The organism is Candidatus Clostridium helianthi (assembly GCF_045310795.1).
GTDB classification, from domain to species: Bacteria; Bacillota; Clostridia; order Clostridiales; family Clostridiaceae; genus Clostridium; species Clostridium helianthi.
Genome location: NZ_JBJIAB010000005.1, coordinates 56,099 through 80,699 on the forward strand (window position 1 = coordinate 56,099; position 24,601 = coordinate 80,699).

Genomic DNA, 24,601 nt, shown 5'->3' on the forward strand with positions numbered 1-24,601 from the left:
CCTTCATCTGTAATTTTCAGAATTTGACTGCTATTATTAAATTATATTTTATAAAACAAATCTTTTATTTGCCCAAAAATCTTATTACATTCATCTAAATTTTCTTCTAAAGCTTTTTTGTCAAGCATTGTAGCTAATTCGTGAACAGAATTTATCCCTAGTGTTCCAGATGAACCTTTTAATTCATGAGAAAACTTTGCTAGCTTCTTTAAGTCGTTAGTATTAATGGCATCATTAATTCCATCTAACAAATCAGGTAAACACCTTATGTAGTCTTCAAATATTTCTAATGCATCTTCTATATCAAGACCTGTATCTCTAGAAAACTGATTAACATAGTTATCTATTATTCTAGAATAGTCTATACTATTATGCTTTTTATTTATAATGCTTTCCTCAATTATTTTAAATACAATATCAAAATTAATAGGTTTAGTAATATAACTATCCATTCCAGATTTAATGCATTTTTCCGAATCACCTTCCATTGCATTAGCAGTTACTGCAACAATTTTTGTATGTTTTCTATTTTCTTCAATTCTTCTTATTTCAGCAGTAGCTTTATATCCATCCATTATTGGCATTTGACAATCCATGAATACAATATCATAATCTTCTTCCGATACTTTTCTTAATGCTTCTTTACCATCTAATGCTACATCACAAGTAATACCACGAGATTTAAGCATGCTTATAAAAATTTTTCTGTTAACTTCATTATCTTCCGCCAATAAAATTCTAATTTCTGATAAGTTATAAATGTTTTTAACTACATTTTTATTTGAGTCTTCATGATGTTCTTCATCTTCTTTTTTCAAGCCTAAATTTACAGCAATACAGCTAAGTAAATCATCTCTTTTTAGTGGCTTGGTCAAATAAGACGAAAATCCATATTCCATTGCTGCCTTAAAGTCTCCTTTATACCTCGACATTAACAGTATTAACTTTATATTTTTCGCTATGGGTATATTTTTTAACGTTCGTGCAAGTTCATAACAATTCATTCCTGGTATCTCGCAATCAATAATTACAATGCTTATTTTATTTTTTGTATCATTATTAGAAATAATTGTTGAAATTGCTTCACCAGCACCATCAACCTCAATTATATGTAATCCAGTTCCTCTGAGGTAAGAACTTGTAATCTTTCTACTATTTTCATCATTGTCAACAATCAAAATATTTACGTCATTAACATTTTCGAAAATAGAGATATGTTCAGAAGCCCTTTTAGATATTTTTAATCTTACACAAAATCTAAAAGTAGATCCTTTATCCAATACACTATCAACAGTTATTTCACCATCCATCATATTAACCAATTCTCGGCATATAGAAAGTCCAAGTCCAGTTCCTCCATATTTTCTTGTGGTAGATGCATCTGCTTGGTTAAAAGATTTAAAAAGTTTTTGTATATCCTTTCCACTAATTCCAATTCCAGTATCCCTCACTTCAAATGTAAGAAGTGCGATATCATTTTCTTCCTCAAAATAATCAACCTTAATTGCAATTTCACCAGCATCGGTAAATTTAACACCATTACTCAAAAGATTATTTAATATTTGCTTAAGTCTTGACGGATCACCTATAACCTCATCTGGAATAGTTGGATCAATTATTGTATAAAGCTGAATTCCTTTTTCCAAAGTTTTGGGAACAAAAAGTGAAACAGCATCTTCTATAATAGTTCTTAAATTAAAGCTTATGTTTTCTAGTACTAATTTTTTAGCCTCAATCTTTGAAAAATCCAATATATCATTAATAATATTTAATAAAATATCTGAAGCAGATTTTGCTTCGCGTACAAATTCTTTTTGTTCCAAGGAGAGATTTGACGATTCCAATAATTCTAAAAATCCAAATATTCCATTCATTGGAGTTCTAATTTCATGTGACATATTTGCAAGAAACTGACTCTTTGCTATATTTGCCGATTCAGCCTCTACTTTTGCCTTATATAATTCAGCTTCTGCAATTCTTTGTTCCGTAATATCCTGTGCTGTGCAAACAAGATATTTAATGTTACCATAGTCATCGTTAATAGGTTTACTTTTAACTTGAAGAAGCCTGTCCTCGCCTTTCCAATTCTTAATTTTAAGCTCTTTCTCTGCTGGTTCATCATTCCTAAATAATTCCCAATTATTTTCAGATAACTTATTTGCAGTATTAATATCAAATATGTCATATAGGTCTTTATATTCTAAATCGCTTTTTTTCTTTCCAAAAAATTCTGCATGAGCCTCATTAACAGTAGCATATGAAGTAACATTGCTTAGTGCCCAAATCTGTGAGGCAGCATTATCAAGTAAAATAGTCTGGCCATTAAGAAGTGATTCGTATTCTTTTAATTTTGTAATCCTAGCTTTTATGAATTCTAAAAACTTTGAAATATTATTTAATATTTTTACCTGTTCCGATTGCCATATTATCGATTTCGATAAGGTTTCAAATCCTATAAAACCTATTAATTTGTTTTTATCTTTTAATGGAATTATAAGAGACGATTTTATTCCCTCTATATTAAAAGCTTCTAATTCAAATGTTGCATCAACCGGAAATTCAGTTATATTATTTAAAGCAATAAAATCCTTACTTTTAATTTGACGAATTAACCAAGGAAAAGCGTAAACTACTTCATCCTCTATAATTTCCCTTTTTGGTTTTATTAACTTTTTATTCCATTGACATTCTATTTTCATAAAAGTTGGGTCTTTAGAAAAATGATATATATATATTCTATCTAAATCAAAAAATTCTCCAATTTCCTCTAATGATTTTCTTAATAACTCATTATAATTTATAGAATTCACCTCTAAAAATCTCACATGAATACTATTCATTAATTTTAGGAAATCATTAGAATAAATATTTATTTCATCCTTGTTTTGATTCTTCATGTTATCCTCCTAAAATTAAATTTCACTAGTCTTTGTAATAAAAAGTGTTAATTCTTTCAATAGATCGACTTCATAAGGTTCAGATAGTAAACTTCCCGTTTCATCATACAACACCTTTACTACAGGGCGCATTGGCATTGAGTTGTTTTGTTTTACAACTAACCCCTTTTCATTTGAATTTAGAATAACACCACTTCCTGTAGGAAAAGCTGCTATATTCATAGTAAATTTTTTCACTATTTCTTCATCAAAATAAATATTACTCATACCTATTAGATATTCAATTGCTTCATACACAGTTTTCCGTTCATTTTCTTCTCTGCCGGATATCATATTATCAAACGTATCACAAATAGATACAATTTTTGCCAATTGATTTATTTCATCTCCTTTTAACTGCAAAGGATATCCACTTCCATCATTTCTTTCATGATGCATTAAAACAGCCACTTTAACATATGCATTCCAAACATGCTGATCCCCTAGAAAATCATACCCAATCTTAGGATGCATTAATTCCATATATCTATTGAATTCATTTTTATCTTTAAATCCAGACGAAATTTTTTTATCGTTCATAATTCTTATTTTGCCAATATCATGCAAAAGTGCACCTGCAGCTATATCTTTTAATTTTGACATGCTGTATCCCATATGAGTTCCTATAATTGTAGCTAATACGCATACATTTACGGAATGAGAATATATATTATTATCACTAGCACTTATTTCTGCAACATTTATTAAAACATCTTTATTTGATAGTATATCTTCAATAACTGAGTTGACAGAATTCATAACGCTGTTATTATCAGTTTTTCCTTCACGGCAATATCCATCTATCATTTTTTTTACTGCATGTTTACTCATTTGCCGTGTCTTATCAGAAATACTTTCTTCAATGTCGAGATTTTTTGATATATCATCATCAATATATACCGAATAAATACCAAGTTCCTTAATTTTTTCGATATAATAAGGTTTCAGCCTCACTCCAACGCTAAGTAAAATTCTACCAGATTCATCAAAAATCTGTTTTCCTAGTATTTCATCTCCCTTTAGGCTGGAAACACTAACAACTCTCATATACACCTCCGAATGAAATAATTAAATATAGTTTGCTTACAACACAACTTTTAAAGAAAGCAAACACATACTAAAATCTATTTGGATTTTTATTAACTAGACTTAAAAGAAAAAACTTTCCCAAATAGGTATTCATATTTAAATATTAGCATAATCTTACACATTTGACTACAAAAAAAATATCGCTATTAATCGATTTAATGCCCATGAATACAAACTTCGTACTCATACATTCCGATTCTCAAAACGAGAATAAAATCGTAGGCGAATATATCTTCTTTTTTATTTTCTTTATAAAACATAACTTTCTTATAAAACTTTAATTAAGCGATTTAAAATGCTAGCTGAGCATAATACTTCTTAAATATTGATTGCAGTGTATAATTCGAGTGCATAAAAATAAAGGATGAAGATTACATTGTATCCTCATCCTTTAAAAAATCTTATTGTATTTTTCCACCTTCAACTACAAGGCTATCTTCAAATTCAGCACCATATACTGATTTTAATGTTTCATCATAAGCTTTGTGAACAAAGTTCTCTTTGCCTAAGCTTTCAAGTTCAGTGTTAATCCAATCTCTAAGTTCTGTATTACCTTTAGTAACAGCTGGAGCAATGGTATCTGTACTTCCAAGTGATGGTATACCAACAGAGAATCCAGGATTATCTTTAGCCCATGCAATAACTTCTGTGTTATCACTTAAAATAGCATCACCACGTTTATCTTTTAATGCTTGAAATATTTCTGAATACTGTTCATATTTTACAAGTTCAACGTCTGGATGGTTTTTAGTCATATAAGTTTCAGCAGTTGTTCCCTTAGCTACAATAACCTTCTTGCCTTTAAGTTGATCTTCTGAAGTAATTTTAGCGCCATCTGGTGAAACTACGCCAAGTGATACTTTCATATAAGGATTTGCAAAATCAACTTTTTCTTTTCTTTCATCAGTGACAGTAAAGTTAGCCATAATTATATCAACTTTTTTAGATTCTAAATAAGAAACTCTACTTGCTGCATCCACTAAAACAAATTCAACTTTTGACTCATCTCCAAGTAAATCTTTAGCAAATCTCTTTGCAACATATACATCAAATCCTTGGTTTTTTCCTTCTGAGTCAACATATCCAAATGGAGCTTTATCACTAAATACACCAATCTTTATAGTTCCACGTTTTTTTATGTCTTCTAAAGAGCTAGACGCTGCTTTATTAGAATCACCTTTATTAGTTTGTGCTGAATTACCACAGCCAACAAAACTTCCAACTACTACAGTACTTAAAAGTAAAGCTGCTACTATTTTTTTTATGCTTTTCATATTTTGTCATCCCCCTATTAATAATTAAAATTGAAATATATTTAGAAAGTGCTTAGCACGTTCTGTCTTTGGATTTGTAAAGAATTCTTTTGGTCCCGACTCTTCACATATTTTGCCCTCATCCATAAAGATTATTCTATCTGCCACTGATTGGGCAAATCCCATTTCGTGTGTAACAATTACCATAGTCATACCTTGCTTAGCTAAGCCTAATATAACATCTAGTACTTCCCTTACCATTTCTGGGTCAAGAGATGCTGTTACTTCATCAAAAAGTATTATTTCTGGATTCATACATAATGCCCTAACTATAGCTATTCTTTGCTTTTGGCCCCCTGAAAGTTGACGTGGATATGAATCTTTCCTGTCAAGTAATCCAACCTTATTTAAAAGTTGTTCTGCTTGAGCAAGTGCCTCAGATTTCTCTCTTTTCTGAACCTTTAAAGGACCTAAAAGTATGTTTTCAATAACTGTCATATGAGGAAATAATTCATAGTTTTGAAAAACCATTCCTATTTTCTCGTGAATCTTTTGCCAATCGGCATTTTTATCTGTAAAACTTTGTTCCTTAAATTTAATATCTCCACCTTGAATTTTTTCTAGTCCATTGAGACATCTCAAAAAAGTACTTTTTCCACAGCCTGAAGGTCCTAAGATAACTAGTACTTCTCCTTTGTGGAGACTTAAGTCAATACCTTTTAATATTTCTTTTTCATCGTATTTTTTGTGAACATCCTGTATTTCAAGCAAGACAGGATTATTATTCTTATCCATGTATGTTCCTCCTAATTATTCCACTTTGATTCTAGTCTTTTCGATATTTTTGATAGTGGATAACATATTATAAAGTACAAGAAGAATATAAAACCATAAATCCAGAAAGAAGCAGTAGGAAATTGAAATCTTGAACTTTCAATAATTTGCTGCCCCATCTTAACAACATCTATAACACCTATTAAAACTACAAGCGAAGTAGTTTTAATCATTCTAGTTGCTAAATTGATGGTTCCAGGTATCATTCTTCTTATAGCTTGAGGCATAAGTACATATCTATATATTTGATAATAATTTAAACCTAAAGCCTTCCCTGATTCAATCTGATGTTTTGGTAATGATTGAAGAGATCCTCTTACTATATCTCCCATTTCTGCTGCGCCCCAAAGACTGAATACAATAACAGAAACAACTTCTCCACTAAGGTTTATATTTAATGCTGTAGTAACTCCAAAGTAGAATACAAATAACCAAACCAACGTTGGTATTATTCTAAAAGCTTCTAGGTAAACTCTGTTAATAAAAAGTATCGCCTTCGATTTTGTAGTCCTACTCAAACCTATAAGTATTCCTAGTATAGATCCTATAATAATAGATATAAAAGCAATTTCTGCTGTTACGAACAGGCCTTCAAATAAACGCTTAATATTGTTTTCTTGAAAAATAACACTAATTGCCGAATTCTGCATATCGAACCTTCCTTTCTATCCAAGACATTAGAAATGATAAAGGTAGAATCATGATAAGATAAATCAAAACTAGCAATGATAATGATTCAAAAGTTCTATAGTACATTCCTATTAAATCTTTTGTTAAATTTGTGAGATCCATTATTGATATAGCTCCAAGCACAGAAGTTTCTTTCAATAAAAATATGCAATTTGCACTTATTGAAGGCATACTTACTGAAAAAGCTTGTGGAATTATGACATATCTAATAAGTTGGCCCTTTGAAAGACCAATGCTTATGCCAGATTCAATTTGTGTCTTACTTACAGCCTCAACTCCGCTTCTAAAAGCTTCAGCCATATAGCTACCGCCAAGAAATGCTAAACCAATTATAGCACAAGTAGCTTCTCCCATTTTAAATCCTAATTTAGGCAAACCAAAATACAGAAAAAATATCTGTACAAGTAGTGGAGTATTTCTCGAAAGCTCAATATAAGCTTGTACAATTTTATCCAAAACTCTTACTTTAAAGTATAATATTATTCCGCATAGTAATCCTATTACCAATGATAAAAGTATCCCTACAATAGCTAACTTTAATGTAAGCCATGCAGCTTTCTCATACAAAGGCAAATTAGTCACTACGAAATTCCAGTCAATATTCATTTATTTATCACCTTTTTAATTTTTTTAATTCATACAATTCTTGTAGGAATACTTTTATACTAACAACTATTCCCTAGTTTGTCAATCTTATTCCTTTATATTATTAATTAGTTAATATATAACACGTTATTTTTTGCTTTTATCTTCAAATGAAAACTTTTATTGATATAATTTTAAATTAATCAAGATATTATTGATATTTTGTCAATAATACTACATCAATTTTCCTCTTTTTCAAATAAAAAAAGTGTCCCTATATTTTAGAAACACTTCTTTTAGATATTATAACAATTGAATATTCACTTTATAAACTTAAGTATAACTGATCTCTAAATAAGCTTGTCTAAGTCAATCTGAATTAATTGCTTTCTGGATTTAATTATTAGAATTATTTTTATAGATCACTTTATCACTTATATTAGATTAGTTAAACATTTTCATTTTTCTTTAATTATCAGATTTTCCAAATACCGTAACCTTAACAGTTTTCCTACCCCAATTATCACATTCGCTATCGCTATCAAAATAAACATCAATAGAATTGCCTTTTATAGCACTTCCACTATCTGCAGCTATTGCATATCCATAACCTTCTATATATAAATATGTTCCAAAAGGAATTACGCTTGGATCCACCGCTACTGTACTTATCCCATTTGCATTTCTCTTTGCTATTTTTCCGCTTGCTGTCACACTTCCTGACTCCGCTGTGTACGCTGTTGTTGAGCAGATTATATCTTTATTTTGTGTCGTAGCTGCTTTAGCTAAATTAGCTGAAAAAGCAGTTCCAATACCTAAATAAATACTCAAAGCTACAGAAAAAACGATTGATTTTTTTGCAACTTTTATCCATTGATAACTTTTTGACATCAAATCTCTCCTTTTCAATTTCCAGAATACGTTTTTTATTATACCATAAATTTCATTAGTTGTTAAGTGTAAACGTATAAATTTTATGTCTTTTTTATTACTTTTTAAATTTTTTATATGATTTTTTATTAAAATTAGTTTTAGTTTTACATAATAATTCTAATATTTTTTATTATCTTAAATACATAATCCCAATGATTTATGTATATTTCACAAAATGAAAAAAGGGCTATATTATGTCTCGCCCTTTTTTAGGTATTCTTTATTTTATTAAAAATTTATTAATATTATTATTTAAAATTAGGTTCCGCAATAAGTTCGATACGAGCCACAAGATTTTGGAGGCAATTTTTCATATTCAGATTGATTATCTGAATATGCGTAAGGATTAGATAATACATTTAATAGTTTATTCATAACTGTATAATCGCCTTCTTCAGCAGCCGACAATGCTTCCTCAACTCTATAATTACGTGGTATTACGTAAGGATTTGAATTTTTCATTAACATATTAGAAGACTCTTTAGATTCCTGCTGTCTATTTAATCTTGCCTTCCATAATTCATGCCATTGATCAAATTCTTTAGTCTTAAATAACTCCATATCAGAACATCTATCTAAAGTTAAAGAACTAAATGTATTAGTATAATCTGCTTTATATTTATACATAATACTTAGCAAATTTTCAATAAGTGCTTCATCTTGAGATTCTTTATTGAATATTCCGAGTTTTGATCTCATTCCTCTAATCCAATTATCGTGATATAAATCTGCAAACTTTGAAAGTTCATTTTGTGCAATTTCTACTGATTTTTCATGATTATTATGGATTAGTGGCAATAAGGTTTCAGCAAACCTAGCTAAATTCCATTCAGCTATAGGTGGTTGATTTCCATATGAATATCTTCCTTCTCTATCAATAGAACTAAATACTGTTTCCGGATCATATGTATCCATAAATGCACAAGGTCCGTAATCTATAGTTTCTCCACTAATAGCCATGTTGTCAGTATTCATAACTCCATGAATAAAACCGACTAATTGCCATTTTGATATCAATGAAGCTTGCCGTTTAATAACTTCTTGAAGTAAAAAAATATAAGGATTCTCTAAGTTATCACCATCAGAAAAATGACGTTTAATAGTGTAATCAGCTAGAGCTTTGAGTTCCTCTATAGTTCCCCACTTTGCAGCATACTGAAAGGTAGCAACTCTAATATGGCTTGAAGCTACCCGAGTTAGAATAGCACCTGAGAGCGCGTTTTCTCTAATTACAGGTTCTCCAGTTGTTACTACTGCTAGACTCCGAGTTGTTGGAATTCCAAGGCCTTGCATTGCTTCACTAATAATATATTCACGCAACATTGGTCCAAGTGCGGCTCTTCCATCGCCACCTCTAGAGTATGGTGTTCTGCCTGATCCCTTTAGCTGAATATCAAATCTTTCACCACTTGGCGTAATTTGTTCACCAAGTAATATAGCTCTACCATCACCCAACATATTAAAATAACCAAATTGATGTCCTGCATAAGCCTGAGCAATAGGCAAGCTTCCTTCTTCTATTTTATTTCCAGCAAATATTTCTATACTATCACTATCATGAAGTATTTCTGTCTTCAATCCTAATGATTCTGTAAGCTGCTGATTAAGAATAACTAATTTAGGAGATCTTACTGGTGTTGGATTTTGCTTGCTAAAAAATATTTTAGGTAGATCAGCATAAGTATTCTCTAATTTCCATCCTGCTTCTGATTTTATTTTCATATCTTGCATTATATCTCTCCTTTCTTCTTTTGTTTTTTAGTTCTTTTATTTTATAAGTAAAAACGATATATAACCGAAAGTATTTCTCTTAATTTGTATCATACTTACATAATTATAACCCTTTTTATTATCTGCTTATGTTAAATTATTATACTCTTGTAAATAATCACAGCAATAATACTTTTCACTTTTCAAATAATTGCCGGATACTATTTATGTAATATAAATTCAACTTCTACTAATTATCCTAATAATTAATATAGACAGTAAATCTAATTGAATAAATTTACTGTCTAACAAATATTTATATTATCTAAACTTATTTTTTATCTTTTTGTATTTCAAATTTTTTTATTATTTCTTATATTTATCTTGTTTAAATTGACGTTAAGATTGAGATATAAGACTTCCTGTTACAGAGAATGTTCCATATTTTGTATCAACAGATGCTGACAATAGATTACCATTTAAAATACCTTTAGCAGAATATTTTAACTTAGCCAATAGAATTTTTATTTCTCCAGAAAATTCAAAATTGTTTCCATGAATTCTTCCGTTATTAAATTTGCTTTTAAATCCCATTCCATCGATTACTCCTGTCAAAGATTCACCATTTATTACAAAAGTAATTCTGCCCTGCTGACTACCAAACGGAGCATTTAATACAACATCATATATTTTTGTCAATTTAGCTGCACCCCTTTTTCTTATCTAGATTGTTTATTATATATTAGAATATGATAATTATTCATTAAATTCTTCTATTAAAATATAAATTTAATTTTAATTTCCTAAATTTAAATTAAAATGTACTATTGCAGCTAATTCTATAAGCATATTTCTCCAACAAAAATATTTTACTAATTCTAAAATTTATATTTTTTATACAATAATGTTATCTTACATACTATTTGGATTTGCTAATCATAAACTTCATTACATCAATATATATGTTACAATTTAATTTCTACATTATTATTTTAATTGAGCACTTGGCTTGCTAGAATTTTAAATGTAAGTTTATTATTGCAACGTATATATATTGTTTTTTTAATTTTACAAGCTATGCATGTCCTAAATTGTACTAATGAAAATATTTATATGAAATATATAGGTATACATATATATTTCTAGACTTTGGCTGTGTGATAGTCTCATGGAAATTAAATTTGATTATGAATCGCATTAGATGTGACACCTTTTCTATATTTAAATTCGCTAAAATCTTATGATTTTCAGCTGCCTAATTCCATATTTATATAATATTAATTCTATTTAAAGGCCAAAAATCTTGAATTATTTAGCTTTCACACAGCACTTCGCATCATTAATTATTTTAATCCTAATTAAAATCTCATTACTTCAACTATTTTATGAATTCCTTATACTTTAAATGAAATCTAAATCCAGTTTCATCAAATTTATATTTAGTGTTTTCGATGGGTGATTTACCATAAGCCAAATTCATACCGATAGAATAAAGAGCTTCAGCAAGATCGCTAGGTTCTACAACAACGGTTCCCGACATAAACCCTTTTTTTATCAAATCTTTAGCAGTCGGCATACCGTCGATGCCTACAACTGGAATTGTTTTAGATTTACCGCCTTTGTTGTATCCATATTTCTGCAAAGCTTCAACCGCTCCTATTGCCATCGCATCATTATTTGAAACTATTGCTTCAATTTTGTCACCATATTTAAGAAATAATGACTCCACAGCACTTTGGGCACAATCTTCCATCCACTCACACGATGGAGAAGCAAGTTCCTCTGTTTTTATTCCAGCATCATTAAGCGCTAAAATTGAATATTTTGTCCTTAACGATGTTAGAGGGCTTCCGATTCTACCTTTTAGCATAATATACTGCAATACATCATCCTGATTTTTATCTATTATCCGCTTATTAGCTCTCCATTCATTAACAAGAATGCTCCCTTCCATTGTACCTGATTGTTCAAAATCTGCGCCGACAACAACAAAACGTTTATATGGTTTAACAAAGTTTATTATTTCTTGTACTGGATCAGGATTCAAAATTATAGGAATGTCTTTTTCCATTATTTTGCGCAAAGTACTTTCTACATCTTTTAAATTTGGAGATATTATACTTATAATAAAAAGATCAAAGTCTTGCGAAAGAGCTTTCTCTATGCTTTCATTTTGTTTAGCTTGATTGTCTTTAGCATCAAAAAACGTAAACTTGACTTTGTCTTCATTTTCTTTTTCAATACGTTCTAAATTTTGTTTAAGGAGAGAAATATACATAGCGCTAGAGTTATCTGAAAATACTGCTATTTTAATAGGAGTGTTTTTACTTAAATTGGGGATAGCATATACACTTTTTGTTGAAGTATCTAGTGATGTAATTATTAATAAAGTTAAAATTATAAATATTATTATTTTTTTTAAGATGCTCATTACCGATCCTCCATATTTTTTCGTTAAGTTATAATATTTAAATTTATCATGTGTTTTAATATAAAAAATATTCTTAATTTAAAGTGATTAGATTATAATTATATAAACTTAAAAAGTGCAGTACCAAAATATATTTTTTAGTACTGCACTTTTTTGATTCTACAAACTTATAGTTGCCATTTATTATACTCCAGTTCTAGGAATCCCTCTTACAGGTTTATGTCTTTTCCTATTTTTTGCTGGCATAGATGTATTTGTTGTATTTGTTGAATCATTTTCATCATTATTTGTAATAAATTTATAGTTTGTCATTTTTTCTCACCTCATTTTTAGTTTATACTTTTTCTAATTTTTATATTCATAATCAAAAATGAAATGATATCTAAATATTATCAGAAATATATGTCAGAAAATTCAACATTAATGGCATTTATTAACCTGTTATCATATCTTTGTGATATTTTACTTTCTTCATTAACTATATCCTCTTTAATAGGTAAAGTTATGGTAAACTTACTTCCACACCCAACCTCACTCTCAACTTCTATTTCTCCTTCTAATATAATTACTAACATCTTTACAAGAGCTAATCCAATGCCACTACCTTCTGCTAACCTCGAAAGATTATTTTCAACTTGTCCAAACCTATGGAATATCACTTTATGTTTCTCTTTTGGTATACCAACCCCCGTATCAGTTACAGATATATCTACTGTTTTATTATTGATATTTTCTTTAAACTCAACAGTTATTGAGCCTCCTTCCGGTGTAAATTTTATAGCGTTTGATAATAAATTTAAGATTATACGTTCATATTTTTCATCATCTATTGAAATATTTTTATTGTTAACATTAGTTTTAAAATAAAGATTAATTCTCTTTTGATCCGCATAAACTTTTATTGATTCTGTAATTAATCTTGTTAAAGATACAATATCTAAATATTTCAAATTTAATTTAAACTGATCCGATTTTAATTTTGTAATGTCTAGTAAATTATTCACAAGTCTCAATTGTCTAAATGTATTACGTTTTATACTTCCAATAAGTTTATTCACTGATTCAGGAATTTCACTAATATACACATGTTCAATCAATTGTATAGCTGAATAAATAACATTTATTGGCGTTTTAAATTCATGTGTAATTAAAGTTATAAATTCATCCTTCATTGCTAAATCTTTTTCAAGAAACTCTCTTTGTCTCTTTTCTGATTCATACAACAATTCTTTTTGTTCAGTTATCTTTCGATTTTGCTTTCTTAGCAATAGTTCACGCTCTATTGCATCAACTACAGTAGTTAATGTCATTAAAAAAAATGGATTATGAAGTATAATCGCAGTCATAATACATATACTTCCCAATAAATTACCATCATCTGAATAATGAAATGGAACTCCATAACATGCGCAGTCTTGAAAACATTTATGATAGTGATTGCTTCCTATTAGTTGTATTGGGTGATTTTGCTTAAGTGTTAAACTAACTACATTTGTACCCATTTCCTCTTCTCGAAATTGTATACCTGGTTTAACTCCAAATTGAGACATTGTTTCACTAATAGATTTATCTCCAAGAACATCTAGCAAATATCCATCTTCATCCGTAATTGTTATTAATACAGGTGTACCTTCTAACAATTTTATCATTTTATTACTGAAAAATTTGACAACTTCTAGAATTTCGTCATAAGCATCTCTTTTTTTCCCTAATTCTAATTCAGACATAATATTTTTAGGCATTTTAGGATTATTAGAGTCCAACCCTAACTCAAGACATTTCTTTTTTGATTCTATAATATAACTTGCTTCTTGCTCGCATTCGCATTGAAACATATATTGCTACCCCCTGAAAAAGAAAATCAGTAACTCAAACTATATCGAATACCATCTCACCATCTATAAAATTAAAGATATGCATAAGTTCTAAAAATTCATATACTCTAAAAATATCATATATAGATATTATGTCTTTAGAAATAAATGTTTAGGCTCTATTAAGAACACTTTTTTGAAGTATGCAAATAAATACATCATAAATGTATGCCTTTTCATAAAAAGTGATTAAATAATATATACTCATTAAAATAAACTTCTTCCCTACTTTACTAATAAAAAAACTTTATGTATTGGTAATATTAAATATGTATTAGCGTTATTAACATAGAAACTTATCTTAAATTAAATGGAATTTTGATTCTAACGAAATAAAATTTTATGAGTTACTATGAAATATAGTAAACAAAAAGAAATTAATATACATACATGTATATTAATTCACTTTTTTACACAATTTTCTTATGTAATTATAACACTAACTCTCTTTAACTGGAATAACAATTTTATAAAAATAGAAAACATAATGAATTTATTTTTCTTATCTTTTAATGATTATATCATATACTGTAAAAGAAGCTTATGAAAAGTACAGCACTAAGTTTAAATCTAGTACTGTACTCAAAATATGATATCAATAATATTTACCACACGTTCATTTTATAATCATGATAATTTAACTTTAGAATTTTAATTAGAGTTAATACACTTAACACTCTAAATCTTCAGTTAGTTAATGATAAATCATAATATTTTTTCAGACTCAAATGCTTCCCATGGAATATTAACCTTACCACCTGAATTTATAATCTCATCAATATGAGTTATCATTGGAAAATCACTAAGTTTAACTACTCCTTTTTCTGCTAAGCAACGTACGTATTTCGCAGCACGAGTAGCAATAACTACTGATTCTAACGTAACTCCTTTTAATTGTTCCATAGCTTCCTCAAATGAAAATCCTTGTCCTAATAAAGTTCCTATTCTACGAGTACGTCCACCAAATACAGTTACATATAAGTCGCCACCAAAATATATAATGTTTTCTTCTCCTCCTCCGACTATTTCCAAAAGGCGCTTAGCTTCCTTTATGCTTTGTCCAAAAAGTGCAGCCTGAGAATTGTAATGTTCCTTTCCAGATCCATCAGCTCCAATAGCTAATCCAATAGCTAGTGATACGCCTAAAGCATAAGCATTCTTTAGCGCTACAGCACATTCAACACCTATAATATCTGTAGATAAGCTAATATGATAGTATGAAGTTTCAAATAAACTCTTAAACTTTCTAAGTAAGTTTATGTTATCACCACAAAATACGACTTCAGAATTATCTTTATCGGCAAGTTCATAACTAGTACATGGTCCACCTACAGCGCTAATAGAAAGTTTCTTATTAGACGGAAGTTTACTTAAAAAGTAGTTAGGATAATTTATCATTTTGCCATCCTCTTCAGTAATCATTCCCTTTGTTATTGAAAGAATAGGAATCTCTTCTGGTATAATAGGTAATATATTGTCTGCAAACCAGTCAACACCAAAGCTGCTGACTCCACAAATAATAAGCTCTGCTCCATCTATTGCTTCATTTACATCTTCAATTTGATAGTACTCAATTCCTGTTTCAGGTAATTGACGTTTTAATGTCGAATGAAAACCTGTAGCCTTCGCAGTATTTATGATTTCTCTATCTAATGGTGTACCCACAAGTCTTATCTTATTATTATTTTCTGTTGCTGGGAAAGTTAGTGCAGATGCCATTTGGCCTGCTCCAATAATTGTTATAATGCTCATAACATTACCTCCTAATTTTGAATATTAACTTCTTTTTAATTTCTCAAAACTCATAGAATTTAATTATTTTCCATGAATTTTCAATACTTTTTAACATACAGCTGCTAAATAAGTTCTTATAAACATACAATGGCTAGATAAAATTCTTATAATCATCCAGGGCTTAAATAAAGCTTTCATAAAATTGCATCAACTCTTCACCAATATATTTAATTGATGAGAATACATAATCTGCAGTTATGTCAGATTCTTTATACATAGCTTCTGATGTCTCGCCACTTAATACAAGAATGCTAGGTATTCCTGCATTAACTCCAGTTTTAATGTCAGTGTAAAGCCTGTCTCCTACAATTGCCACTTCTTCTTTTTTAAGGCCATACTTTTCAATGATAGCTTCTACTATATATCCATATGGTTTACCTATAACCACAGGAGAAATACCTGTAGATGCTTCAAACATTCTTATCATAGAGCCAGTATCAGGCATATATTTGCTATCTTCAATTGGACAATTAAAATCTGGATGAGTAGCTATAAATGGTACTCCATCTCTTAGATAATCACAAGCTGTCCATATTTTTTCATAAGTTAGTGTAGTGTCAAACCCAAGAACTACATAATCTGGTTTGTCATTTTTGTCCTTAACTAATATAAAACCTGCCCTTTCAAACTCTGTCATAAGTGGTTCTGTACCCATGAGATATATCTTGTTACCTATGCAGTTTTTCTTCATATACCATATGGTTGCTTCACCGGATGTGTAAATTTGTTCTTCATCAACATAGCAACCAAGTGCTGAAAGCTTTTGCTTATACGTTGATTTGTTTTTCGAAGAGTTATTTGTTAAGAATATAAATTTCTTTTGTTGACTTTTTAAAATGTCTAGAAAGTCTAAAGCTCCATCAATAATTGTATTTCCAAGATAGAAAGTCCCGTCCATATCTAATAAAAAACATTTAATATCTTTTAACTCATTCATTTTTACCTCCACATTAAAACATATAGTTGTCTTATATGTTACTGGACTTATATAATTTATCAGCAATTAAATTAGCAATTTCTTCTGTTAATCCAAGATCATCAATTAAATGCACAACGCCATATCTTGTTCTTATGTCCTTTGCAGCAATAAAAGTCTTAATAAATAAATCCTTGTCTATTCCAAGTTCTTCAGGATGCCATACACATCCACTGTCCTGTAGTATTTTTTTTACGTTCTCAGAACTTGGCACTATAGTATGTCCAATATCAAGAATTTCCTTCCAGTTTGCTGCTATCTTTTCTGCATTTTCTTGTCTCTTATCAGGATTTAATTCAATTGCATCCTTTTTATAATTAATTACATTACCTGCCACTTTACCAAATACGCTTTCAATATTTTGTCTCCATTTATTCATATCGTAGTATCTGAAGCTTTTCTTAGCCATAACACTTTCTATATCTATATCCTTTAATGCTTCAAATAACATAGACATTACAACCGTACCTACTCCAACAAAGTTTCCATGTACCCATTTTTCTTCACTATTTCTTGTATGAAACATTATTTCCCAGCCATGAGCAATATGATGCTCAGAACCTGATGCAGGTCTTGAAGAACCTGACATTCCTATAGTTATTCCAGACAAGACTAGTGCATCTGTTATATTTTTTACTACTTCATGATTCCTTTCTGGAATCCTTGGTGCAGCAGCAACGCACTTATCTACTGCAGCTTGAACCATATCTGCAATAGTCTTACAATAATATTCTCCTGTTAAGAGGTTTGTAATTGACCAGTCTGCAAGAGCAGTATATTTACCTAATACGTCACCAAGTCCTGAACAAAGTAAATACATTGGAGCGTTCTTCATAATGTCAATATCTGCATATATTCCATAAGCATAAGCTGCTTTATGAGATTCTTTGAATCCATCTGTAATTAAAGGCGATACCACAGATGCATAGCCATCCATGGATGGTGCAGTACATACTATGGCATAAGGCACATGTGCTCTGTAAGCTACATACCTGCAGATGTCATTTATAACACCTGAACCTACACCAAGTATAAGTTCTGTATCATCTTCTATTTCTATTAAAACTCTTCCAAGAGCATATACATCAGGTAATAAGTGTTCCTGTGGAAACACATATTTCTTTAATAAAAAATCATTATTTAATGTTTCTTCAACTCTTTTTCCAGCTACATCATATGTGTGTACATCTTGTACAATTAATATTTTTTTATTCTTAAACTCTTTAAGGAATTCTGGGAGTTGTTCTATTATATTACTTCCTATTTTTACAGAATTAATTTCTACACTATGCCTTTTCCCACATTCACACTTAAAATCCATTCCAATCAATTCTTCAACTTTTAAATTTATTACTTCCACTATAACCATCATCCTTTCCTTGTAAATAACCAATGGTGTTAAAGAGTACTAATAAGCACTCTTTAACAAATTAGATTATTTAATCTTATCTGATGTCTAGCCACTGTAACACTCCCATCTTCTATTAAAGTGAGAGATAACAGTGGCACGACCCTAGACTGTGTACCCCTTGAGGGTATAACTTCAACTAACCTTCAGTGGGAGGTTTACCCTCAAGGGGTACCTAGAAAACTCCCTCTGAAGCTAAGTTTCACTTTATAGACTTCCTGTGAATAATTGGAATATCTTAATTACTATCCAGTTTAAGAAATTACCACCCATATCTAAGCTTGAAATAGTTGATGTTCCTGCTGGCATTGTAAACTGAGCCATTTGAGCCATTTGAGTATGGAATCCAGCAATATTTGTTGCCATTAGTAATCCTAATGCCATAACAATTGTACCTGATATAACTGAGTGCACTATATTACCTTTTGCCGCACCAACTATAAAGGCAACATAAAAACATATTGTAGCTAAATCTCCAAAAGGTAGAACTTGATTTCCAGGTAGTATTACTGCTAAGAATAATGTAATAGGAACTAATACAAGTGCTGTTGCAATAACTGCTGGATGTCCAACTGCTACTGCTGCATCCAAACCAATTGTAAGATTTCTATCTTTCCCAAAATTTTTCTTTTGCAAGAATTCTCTAACTGATTCTGAAACTGGAATTAAACCTTCCATAAGTATTCTAACCATTCTAGGCATTAAGAACATGACACCAGCCATTGAAATACCTATTTGCAAGATTTTATCTACACCATAGCCGGCAAGAATTCCAAGTACAATACCAAGAATAAGTCCCATCATCATAGGTTCTCCAAAAACGCCAAATCTTTTTTGAATAGTTTCTGGGTCTGCTTTTAAATTTTTTATCCCCGGAATTCTTTTTACTACACTGACAATAGGAATACCAATTAGACCACATGCAGCAGTTGAGCCGGTTGGTAATGATACTCCCTCAAGTCCAAAGAATTCTTGAACCATTGGAGCTGTCTTATCTGCAATCTTAATAACAGCAACTTCGTATAAAATACCAGCCAAAATAGCAAATAGCCAGTTACCATTAGTTAATACGTACACACTAGCACCAGCTGCAGTAAAGTGCCAATAATTCCATATATCAATATCAACTACATTTGTTGCCTTTGTAGCTAGCATTACTAAATTTACTAACATGGCTATTGGAATCATTATTGCTGCTATAGGAGATGCCCAACTTATTGCAGCAGCAGCTGGCCAGCCTACATCTATTATGCTTAGCTGTAATCCATATCTAGTAACCATTTGTTGTGCTGCGCCACCAAGATTTGTTGTAAGCAATCCGACAACCAAATTTATCCCAACAAAACCAATACCAATTGTAATACCTGATCTAAATGCTTTTTTAAATCCTTGTCCAAATATAATACCGATAATAGTAATTGTTAATGGCAGCATAACAGTTGGTCCTAAGTTTAAAATGTATTGCACTACATTTAATAACATTTTCTTTCCCCCTATATTATCAAATTTTATTTACTTTTATAAATTCTCAATTAAGCTGTTCATATCATAGATTTATATATATGATTTAGTTTTTGAACAAAAAATACTATTAATTAAGATGTTTTATCCTGAGCTTCAAATACATACTTTTATGTGCTATAATAATTAGTAGTCTAATTAATTTTTTTATATAGGTCCACCTTTAAAGTGGCCTATCTTTTTTTATTTCAAAGCATCTATAATTCCTTGATCAACTTTTGCTGGATTAATATTAGTTAGATAGTTCATAGCATTAATTACAGGGAATTTATAATTTCGTGATGAAATTGTAGTTGTTACTAAGAGATCTGCTTGATCTTCATAACCTGCTACCTCTGAAATCTTGCATTGTATAATCCTCGCATTAATGCCATTAGTTTTAATCAAGTCTTCCACCTTTTTACATACAACTGTTGAAGTTGCTATTCCTGTACCACAAGCTACTAATATTAGTTTTTGTTTGTCCATTTTTTTGCCTCCTTAAAATAAAATCATATAATTTAAATAATTGCTCATTACTTATTCGCAATTACAATTAAAGCTTGAAACGATATCATACACCTCGTCGCTATTTTTTGCTTGAAGCATATTTTCGAGAATGCTTTCATTCTGGATTAAAAACATTAATTGCTGTAACATTACTATCTGGCTGTGAGGTTCATTTAAAGCCATAGTAAATACTATATTGACATCTACACTTCCATTTCCATCCATACTATTAAATTTCACGGGATTTTTTAGTGTTGCAATGGCTATTGCTGGTTTCTTAACATGTATGGTATCTGTATGGGGTATTGCAACATTGTATTTTCCAAGTAATAAACCTGTAGGAAATTTACTTTCTCTATTTACTAACCCATTAAAAAAGGAATCTTCTACAAATCCTGCTTCTAATAATATTGGAGATATCTTCTTAAAGACATCCTCTGCTGATTTAGCTTCAAGATTATTTACTACTAAATCTCTTCTTAAAAATTCTTTAATACTTCTAGTCATTTAACTTCCTCCTTTTTTGTAAGTATTTTATACGTTTTCATCCACGATTACATCTTCATAATATTTACAAAGCAATTATCATGCCAAAACTATGCTGAAAAGGTAATAATATATATTTTAAAATCAGCTTTTAATTTATCTTCAAGGTTATTTATTTCTAAATTTCTTCTCAAGAGTTTCTCAATGCTTCAAGTCATTAAACTACCTCCTCTTTTACTATAAATTTTCTTTAATATTTCTAGTGGTCATACTTCTTCTTTACTTGATGTAGTTTTTATACTTTTTTATCTTTGATTACATCTTCACAATATTTCTAAAGCAATCGCCGTGCCAAAACTATGCTGAAAAGGTAATATATATTTAAAAATATAAAGTTACAAGATAAAATTTTTACTTTCTACCTTGTAACTTAAAATAGTTGTTAGATTTTTAATAATATGTCTGAAATCTCTTTCGGAGAATTTGATTTTCTTAATTTATTAGCTACTTCTGTCTTTGATAAGGTATCAAATAATTGTCTAACCACTTTCCCATCATTTTCTTTAAGTGCTAACATAATAACAACGTCTACCATACAATTATAATCCCATAAAATAGGATTATTAAGTTTAAAAATAGCTATAGATGATTTTTCAACGAATTCTGATAGGCCATGAGGTATTCCAAATATTCCTTCAAACAAGGTTCCTCCAAGCATTTCTCGCTTATACACACTCATTGTAAAATTCTCACTAACTTTCCCTTTTGATATAAGAAGATTACACATCTCATCTATTAAATCACTTTTGGTAAAACTATCATTATTAACTTTTATTAATTCCTCATCAATGACATTTATTAAAGGATTAAACTGTTTCTTATTTATTCCGAGGAATTCTTTTAATCTTAATTTACCTGATTCTTTTAAAATATCCTGAAAAGATATAAATGGAATACTTTCTAACTCTGGATCTATAGTTCCGACTATTGCAGCTATATCATGATCTCTACTAATTTTAATTATTTCATCTTGAGCAGTATTTTTATTTATAATTCCAATTGATATGATTCTTAAATTTTTATTTGTATTTCCTAGCACTACATCTTCAAGATACTTTTTTATTTTTAACGCGGTCCCTTCACCTGTTATACATATGGTAATTATAGTTTTAGTATACTTATTTGCGCCTTTAACTTTACCAACGTAATTCTTATCCCCATCAAGAGCTTGGGAGATTTCGTATAAATTACTATTTTCCATTAATGATCTTCTAACTGCTTCCAGTACCATTACAGTATCTACCCTACCAATGACTCTAGTTGGAACTCCAGTTTCTTTTGTTATTATCTCTCCAAATGTAACTAAGGATCCCATATCAACCAATATCAAGCAACCCTTACCTTCATTAACCCTTTTCACTACTTCTATAGCTCTTTCAAGCAAAATTTGAGGATTTTCATCTAGTGACATTTCAATTCCAACTGCAAGATTTGTACCTAATAGCTTATTTGCTACATCAGCCATACCGCAAGCAACATGGCCATGACTTAATACAATAACAGCCACTCTGCTTACATTCTCATCCACCTTAGAAAACGTTTTTAAGTACATGGCGATAAAGCCTATTTCATCTTCTGGAAGTTGAATATCTAAGCTATTATTTATTTCTTTAGTTAATATTTTTGCAATTCTGTATTCATTGTAATATTCCTTCTTTATATAATCTGATTCAGGATTCCTTATTATCCTGCCTTGTTTTAGTCGTTCATAAGTTGAATTCAAATGCATTGCTACACAATAATAAAAATTTTCCTGAATATTTTCCATATATTGTTTTGCAATATTAGTTACTTTTTCAACCACATTTAATATTCTTTCATCTATAATATTTTTTAGTTCTTCCTTTGGAAAAAACATATTTGATTCTATATTTTTTGCAAACTTACTTAGATTGAATTCCACTTTGCTCCAAAGTATTTTATTAATTTCATCTTTACTTAGCCCCTGTTTTTCAAGTTTATAATACTTTTCCTCTATATTACTATATATTCCATCTGGTAACATATATCTATCATCTTTAGACTTCTGAGTTACAACATCATTAGGATTAACAATCAAATCTTCATTAAAAATATCTTCTGAAACTAATTCTCTATCCTTAACACTTAATATTTCGAGAGGAACATGCTTAGGTAAATCTTTTATGTCGATAACAACTTCATTTGAATTATTACTTAAGGAATTACAAAAACCTCTTGCACATGCAACTTGTATATCACTTCGTAGCTGTCCTATGTTCCCTGGACAATTGTATAACAATAACGATCTGATGACTTCATATCGTATGGTAATTTCCTTTCTCACTCTAGCTGATTCTTGTGAAAAAAAACTTTTAATCAGTACATATTTTTCATTAACAGGCCTGTTGTTAATAGATGGAAGTTCAATTATCATTGGAATTCTTCTTCTGAATGTTAGTAGCAAGGATGATTTTGGATCTTCTGTTGTTGCTGCAATTATCATCACATTTGCTGTCCTACTATTTTCAGTTTCACCAAGCCTTCTGTACTTTCCTTTATCCAACAGATAAAACAATATTTCCTGACCTTCGCTTGGTAATCTATGCACTTCATCTAAGAATAGTATCCCATTGTTTGCTTTCTCTACTAAGCCAACCTTATCCGTATTAGCGCCAGTAAAGGCACCTTTACTGTACCCAAACAATTGAGAAAGAAGTAATTGCGGATTATCTACATAATCAGCACAGTTAAAAAGTACAAAGGGTGCATTCTTATCAAAGTGCGAAGAACTAATAGCAAAATTATACATAGCCTCTGCAAAAAAACTTTTTCCAACACCAGAAGCTCCAAGTAAAAGAGTATGGAGACCATGAGGTGGATATAATACTGCTGCTTCTGCTTGACTAATTGCATTTTTTAACGAACCGTGATATCCTATAATATTTCTTAAATAATTAGTATTACTTTTATCGCCATTATTTGAATTATCTATATTGGGACTATTATTAATTTCCGTCCCATCTTTATCAACTGCTGACTTAACTGTTATAAAATTTTTCGATTGCTCTTTATTTAAATTTGATTTTTTAGCAACATTCTGCGGAAAAATTTCTGAAATTATACTTTTTTTAATCTGAGATACTGAATATCTAGAAATATCATATCCAAGAATAGATAGCCTTTTGCATAGCTGCCTATCTGAAATATCTTTATCTTCAATAATTATTTTTTTTATATCACTATATAGGATTGATTCTTTTCTTTGGCGAGAATTATTTATATTTTTTTCTGTTCTAAATTGAGTTATATATTCTCTAGTCGTATTTACTAATTTAGCAATATCACTGTCGGTTAATGGCTTTCTTTTGTCCTCATTTTCAATTAACTCCAGTATTTTATTTTCCAGCAAAATTCTCCCCCCAGTATTAGTTTAATTATATATATATGTTGCAAAAATAATTCTTCATCATAATTCAAAAAATATTGGAAGAATTTTAGCCGTCATTGCAACATATATATTATTTAAAACTCTATAAATAATCGTTAGTAACAATTATATTATAAATCATTT

At 29.8% G+C, this 24,601-nt stretch carries 19 protein-coding genes; all 19 read right to left on the minus strand.

Translation table 11 applies throughout. The annotated features are described in order from the left end of the window. Positions 1–41: 41 nt before the first annotated feature. The 19 genes from ACJDTP_RS05825 to ACJDTP_RS05915 all read right to left on the minus strand — a co-directional run bounded on the left by ACJDTP_RS05825 (position 42) and on the right by ACJDTP_RS05915 (position 24,439). Positions 42–2,897 (minus strand): response regulator, encoded by a 2,856-nt coding sequence (locus ACJDTP_RS05825; protein WP_406760735.1) that lies wholly within the window; start codon positions 2,895–2,897, stop codon positions 42–44. A gap of 15 nt (positions 2,898–2,912) precedes the next feature. After that, a complete protein-coding gene (locus ACJDTP_RS05830; RefSeq protein WP_077842957.1) occupies positions 2,913–3,983 on the minus strand; it encodes an HD-GYP domain-containing protein in 1,071 nt (356 codons plus the stop codon). 443 nt (positions 3,984–4,426) lie between these two features. Continuing rightward, entirely contained in the window at positions 4,427–5,299 is an 873-nt protein-coding gene (locus tag ACJDTP_RS05835; RefSeq protein ID WP_077842956.1) for a cysteine ABC transporter substrate-binding protein, read from the minus strand. Between the two features lie 24 nt (positions 5,300–5,323). Then, positions 5,324–6,073 (minus strand): amino acid ABC transporter ATP-binding protein, encoded by a 750-nt coding sequence (locus ACJDTP_RS05840; RefSeq protein WP_017211656.1) that lies wholly within the window; start codon positions 6,071–6,073, stop codon positions 5,324–5,326. Between the two features lie 11 nt (positions 6,074–6,084). Then, positions 6,085–6,762: an amino acid ABC transporter permease gene (locus ACJDTP_RS05845; RefSeq protein WP_012058722.1), complete on the minus strand. Its 678-nt coding sequence runs from the start codon at positions 6,760–6,762 to the stop codon at positions 6,085–6,087. After that, a complete protein-coding gene (locus ACJDTP_RS05850; RefSeq protein ID WP_012058721.1) occupies positions 6,743–7,408 on the minus strand; it encodes an amino acid ABC transporter permease in 666 nt (221 codons plus the stop codon). Before ACJDTP_RS05850 ends, ACJDTP_RS05845 begins: the two co-directional genes overlap by 20 nt. 447 nt (positions 7,409–7,855) lie before the next feature. Then, entirely contained in the window at positions 7,856–8,278 is a 423-nt protein-coding gene (locus ACJDTP_RS05855; RefSeq protein WP_077842954.1) for a 3D domain-containing protein, read from the minus strand. Between the two features lie 300 nt (positions 8,279–8,578). After that, the gene (locus ACJDTP_RS05860; protein ID WP_406760736.1) at positions 8,579–10,051 is read right to left on the minus strand and encodes a protein adenylyltransferase SelO; all 1,473 of its coding nucleotides are present in this window, start codon (positions 10,049–10,051) and stop codon (positions 8,579–8,581) included. A 378-nt stretch (positions 10,052–10,429) separates the two neighbouring features. Then, positions 10,430–10,729 (minus strand): hypothetical protein, encoded by a 300-nt coding sequence (locus ACJDTP_RS05865; protein WP_077839247.1) that lies wholly within the window; start codon positions 10,727–10,729, stop codon positions 10,430–10,432. Between the two features lie 679 nt (positions 10,730–11,408). Next, positions 11,409–12,461, minus strand: coding sequence for a galactose ABC transporter substrate-binding protein (locus ACJDTP_RS05870; protein WP_406760737.1), 1,053 nt, complete (start codon positions 12,459–12,461; stop codon positions 11,409–11,411). Between the two features lie 183 nt (positions 12,462–12,644). Beyond that, positions 12,645–12,773: a hypothetical protein gene (locus tag ACJDTP_RS05875; RefSeq protein WP_264647034.1), complete on the minus strand. Its 129-nt coding sequence runs from the start codon at positions 12,771–12,773 to the stop codon at positions 12,645–12,647. Positions 12,774–12,853: 80 nt separating this feature from the next. Next, positions 12,854–14,296, minus strand: a complete 1,443-nt coding sequence (locus tag ACJDTP_RS05880; RefSeq protein WP_077839245.1) for an ATP-binding protein — start codon at positions 14,294–14,296, stop codon at positions 12,854–12,856. 744 nt (positions 14,297–15,040) lie between these two features. Then, entirely contained in the window at positions 15,041–16,087 is a 1,047-nt protein-coding gene (locus ACJDTP_RS05885; RefSeq protein WP_168981472.1) for a glycerol-3-phosphate dehydrogenase, read from the minus strand. 163 nt (positions 16,088–16,250) lie between these two features. Beyond that, positions 16,251–17,066 (minus strand): HAD-IIA family hydrolase, encoded by an 816-nt coding sequence (locus ACJDTP_RS05890; protein ID WP_173707784.1) that lies wholly within the window; start codon positions 17,064–17,066, stop codon positions 16,251–16,253. A gap of 31 nt (positions 17,067–17,097) precedes the next feature. Then, the gene (locus tag ACJDTP_RS05895; protein ID WP_406760738.1) at positions 17,098–18,474 is read right to left on the minus strand and encodes a sn-glycerol-1-phosphate dehydrogenase; all 1,377 of its coding nucleotides are present in this window, start codon (positions 18,472–18,474) and stop codon (positions 17,098–17,100) included. Between the two features lie 246 nt (positions 18,475–18,720). Beyond that, positions 18,721–19,995, minus strand: coding sequence for a PTS galactitol transporter subunit IIC (locus ACJDTP_RS05900; protein WP_077839241.1), 1,275 nt, complete (start codon positions 19,993–19,995; stop codon positions 18,721–18,723). Positions 19,996–20,217: 222 nt separating this feature from the next. Beyond that, positions 20,218–20,502: a PTS sugar transporter subunit IIB gene (locus ACJDTP_RS05905; RefSeq protein WP_077842946.1), complete on the minus strand. Its 285-nt coding sequence runs from the start codon at positions 20,500–20,502 to the stop codon at positions 20,218–20,220. Between the two features lie 51 nt (positions 20,503–20,553). Beyond that, positions 20,554–21,030 (minus strand): PTS sugar transporter subunit IIA, encoded by a 477-nt coding sequence (locus ACJDTP_RS05910; protein WP_077841046.1) that lies wholly within the window; start codon positions 21,028–21,030, stop codon positions 20,554–20,556. A 421-nt stretch (positions 21,031–21,451) separates the two neighbouring features. Continuing rightward, on the minus strand, positions 21,452–24,439 hold the full coding sequence (locus tag ACJDTP_RS05915) for a sigma 54-interacting transcriptional regulator (protein ID WP_078115563.1): 2,988 nt from the start codon (positions 24,437–24,439) through the stop codon (positions 21,452–21,454). Between the last annotated feature and the right edge of the window lie 162 nt (positions 24,440–24,601).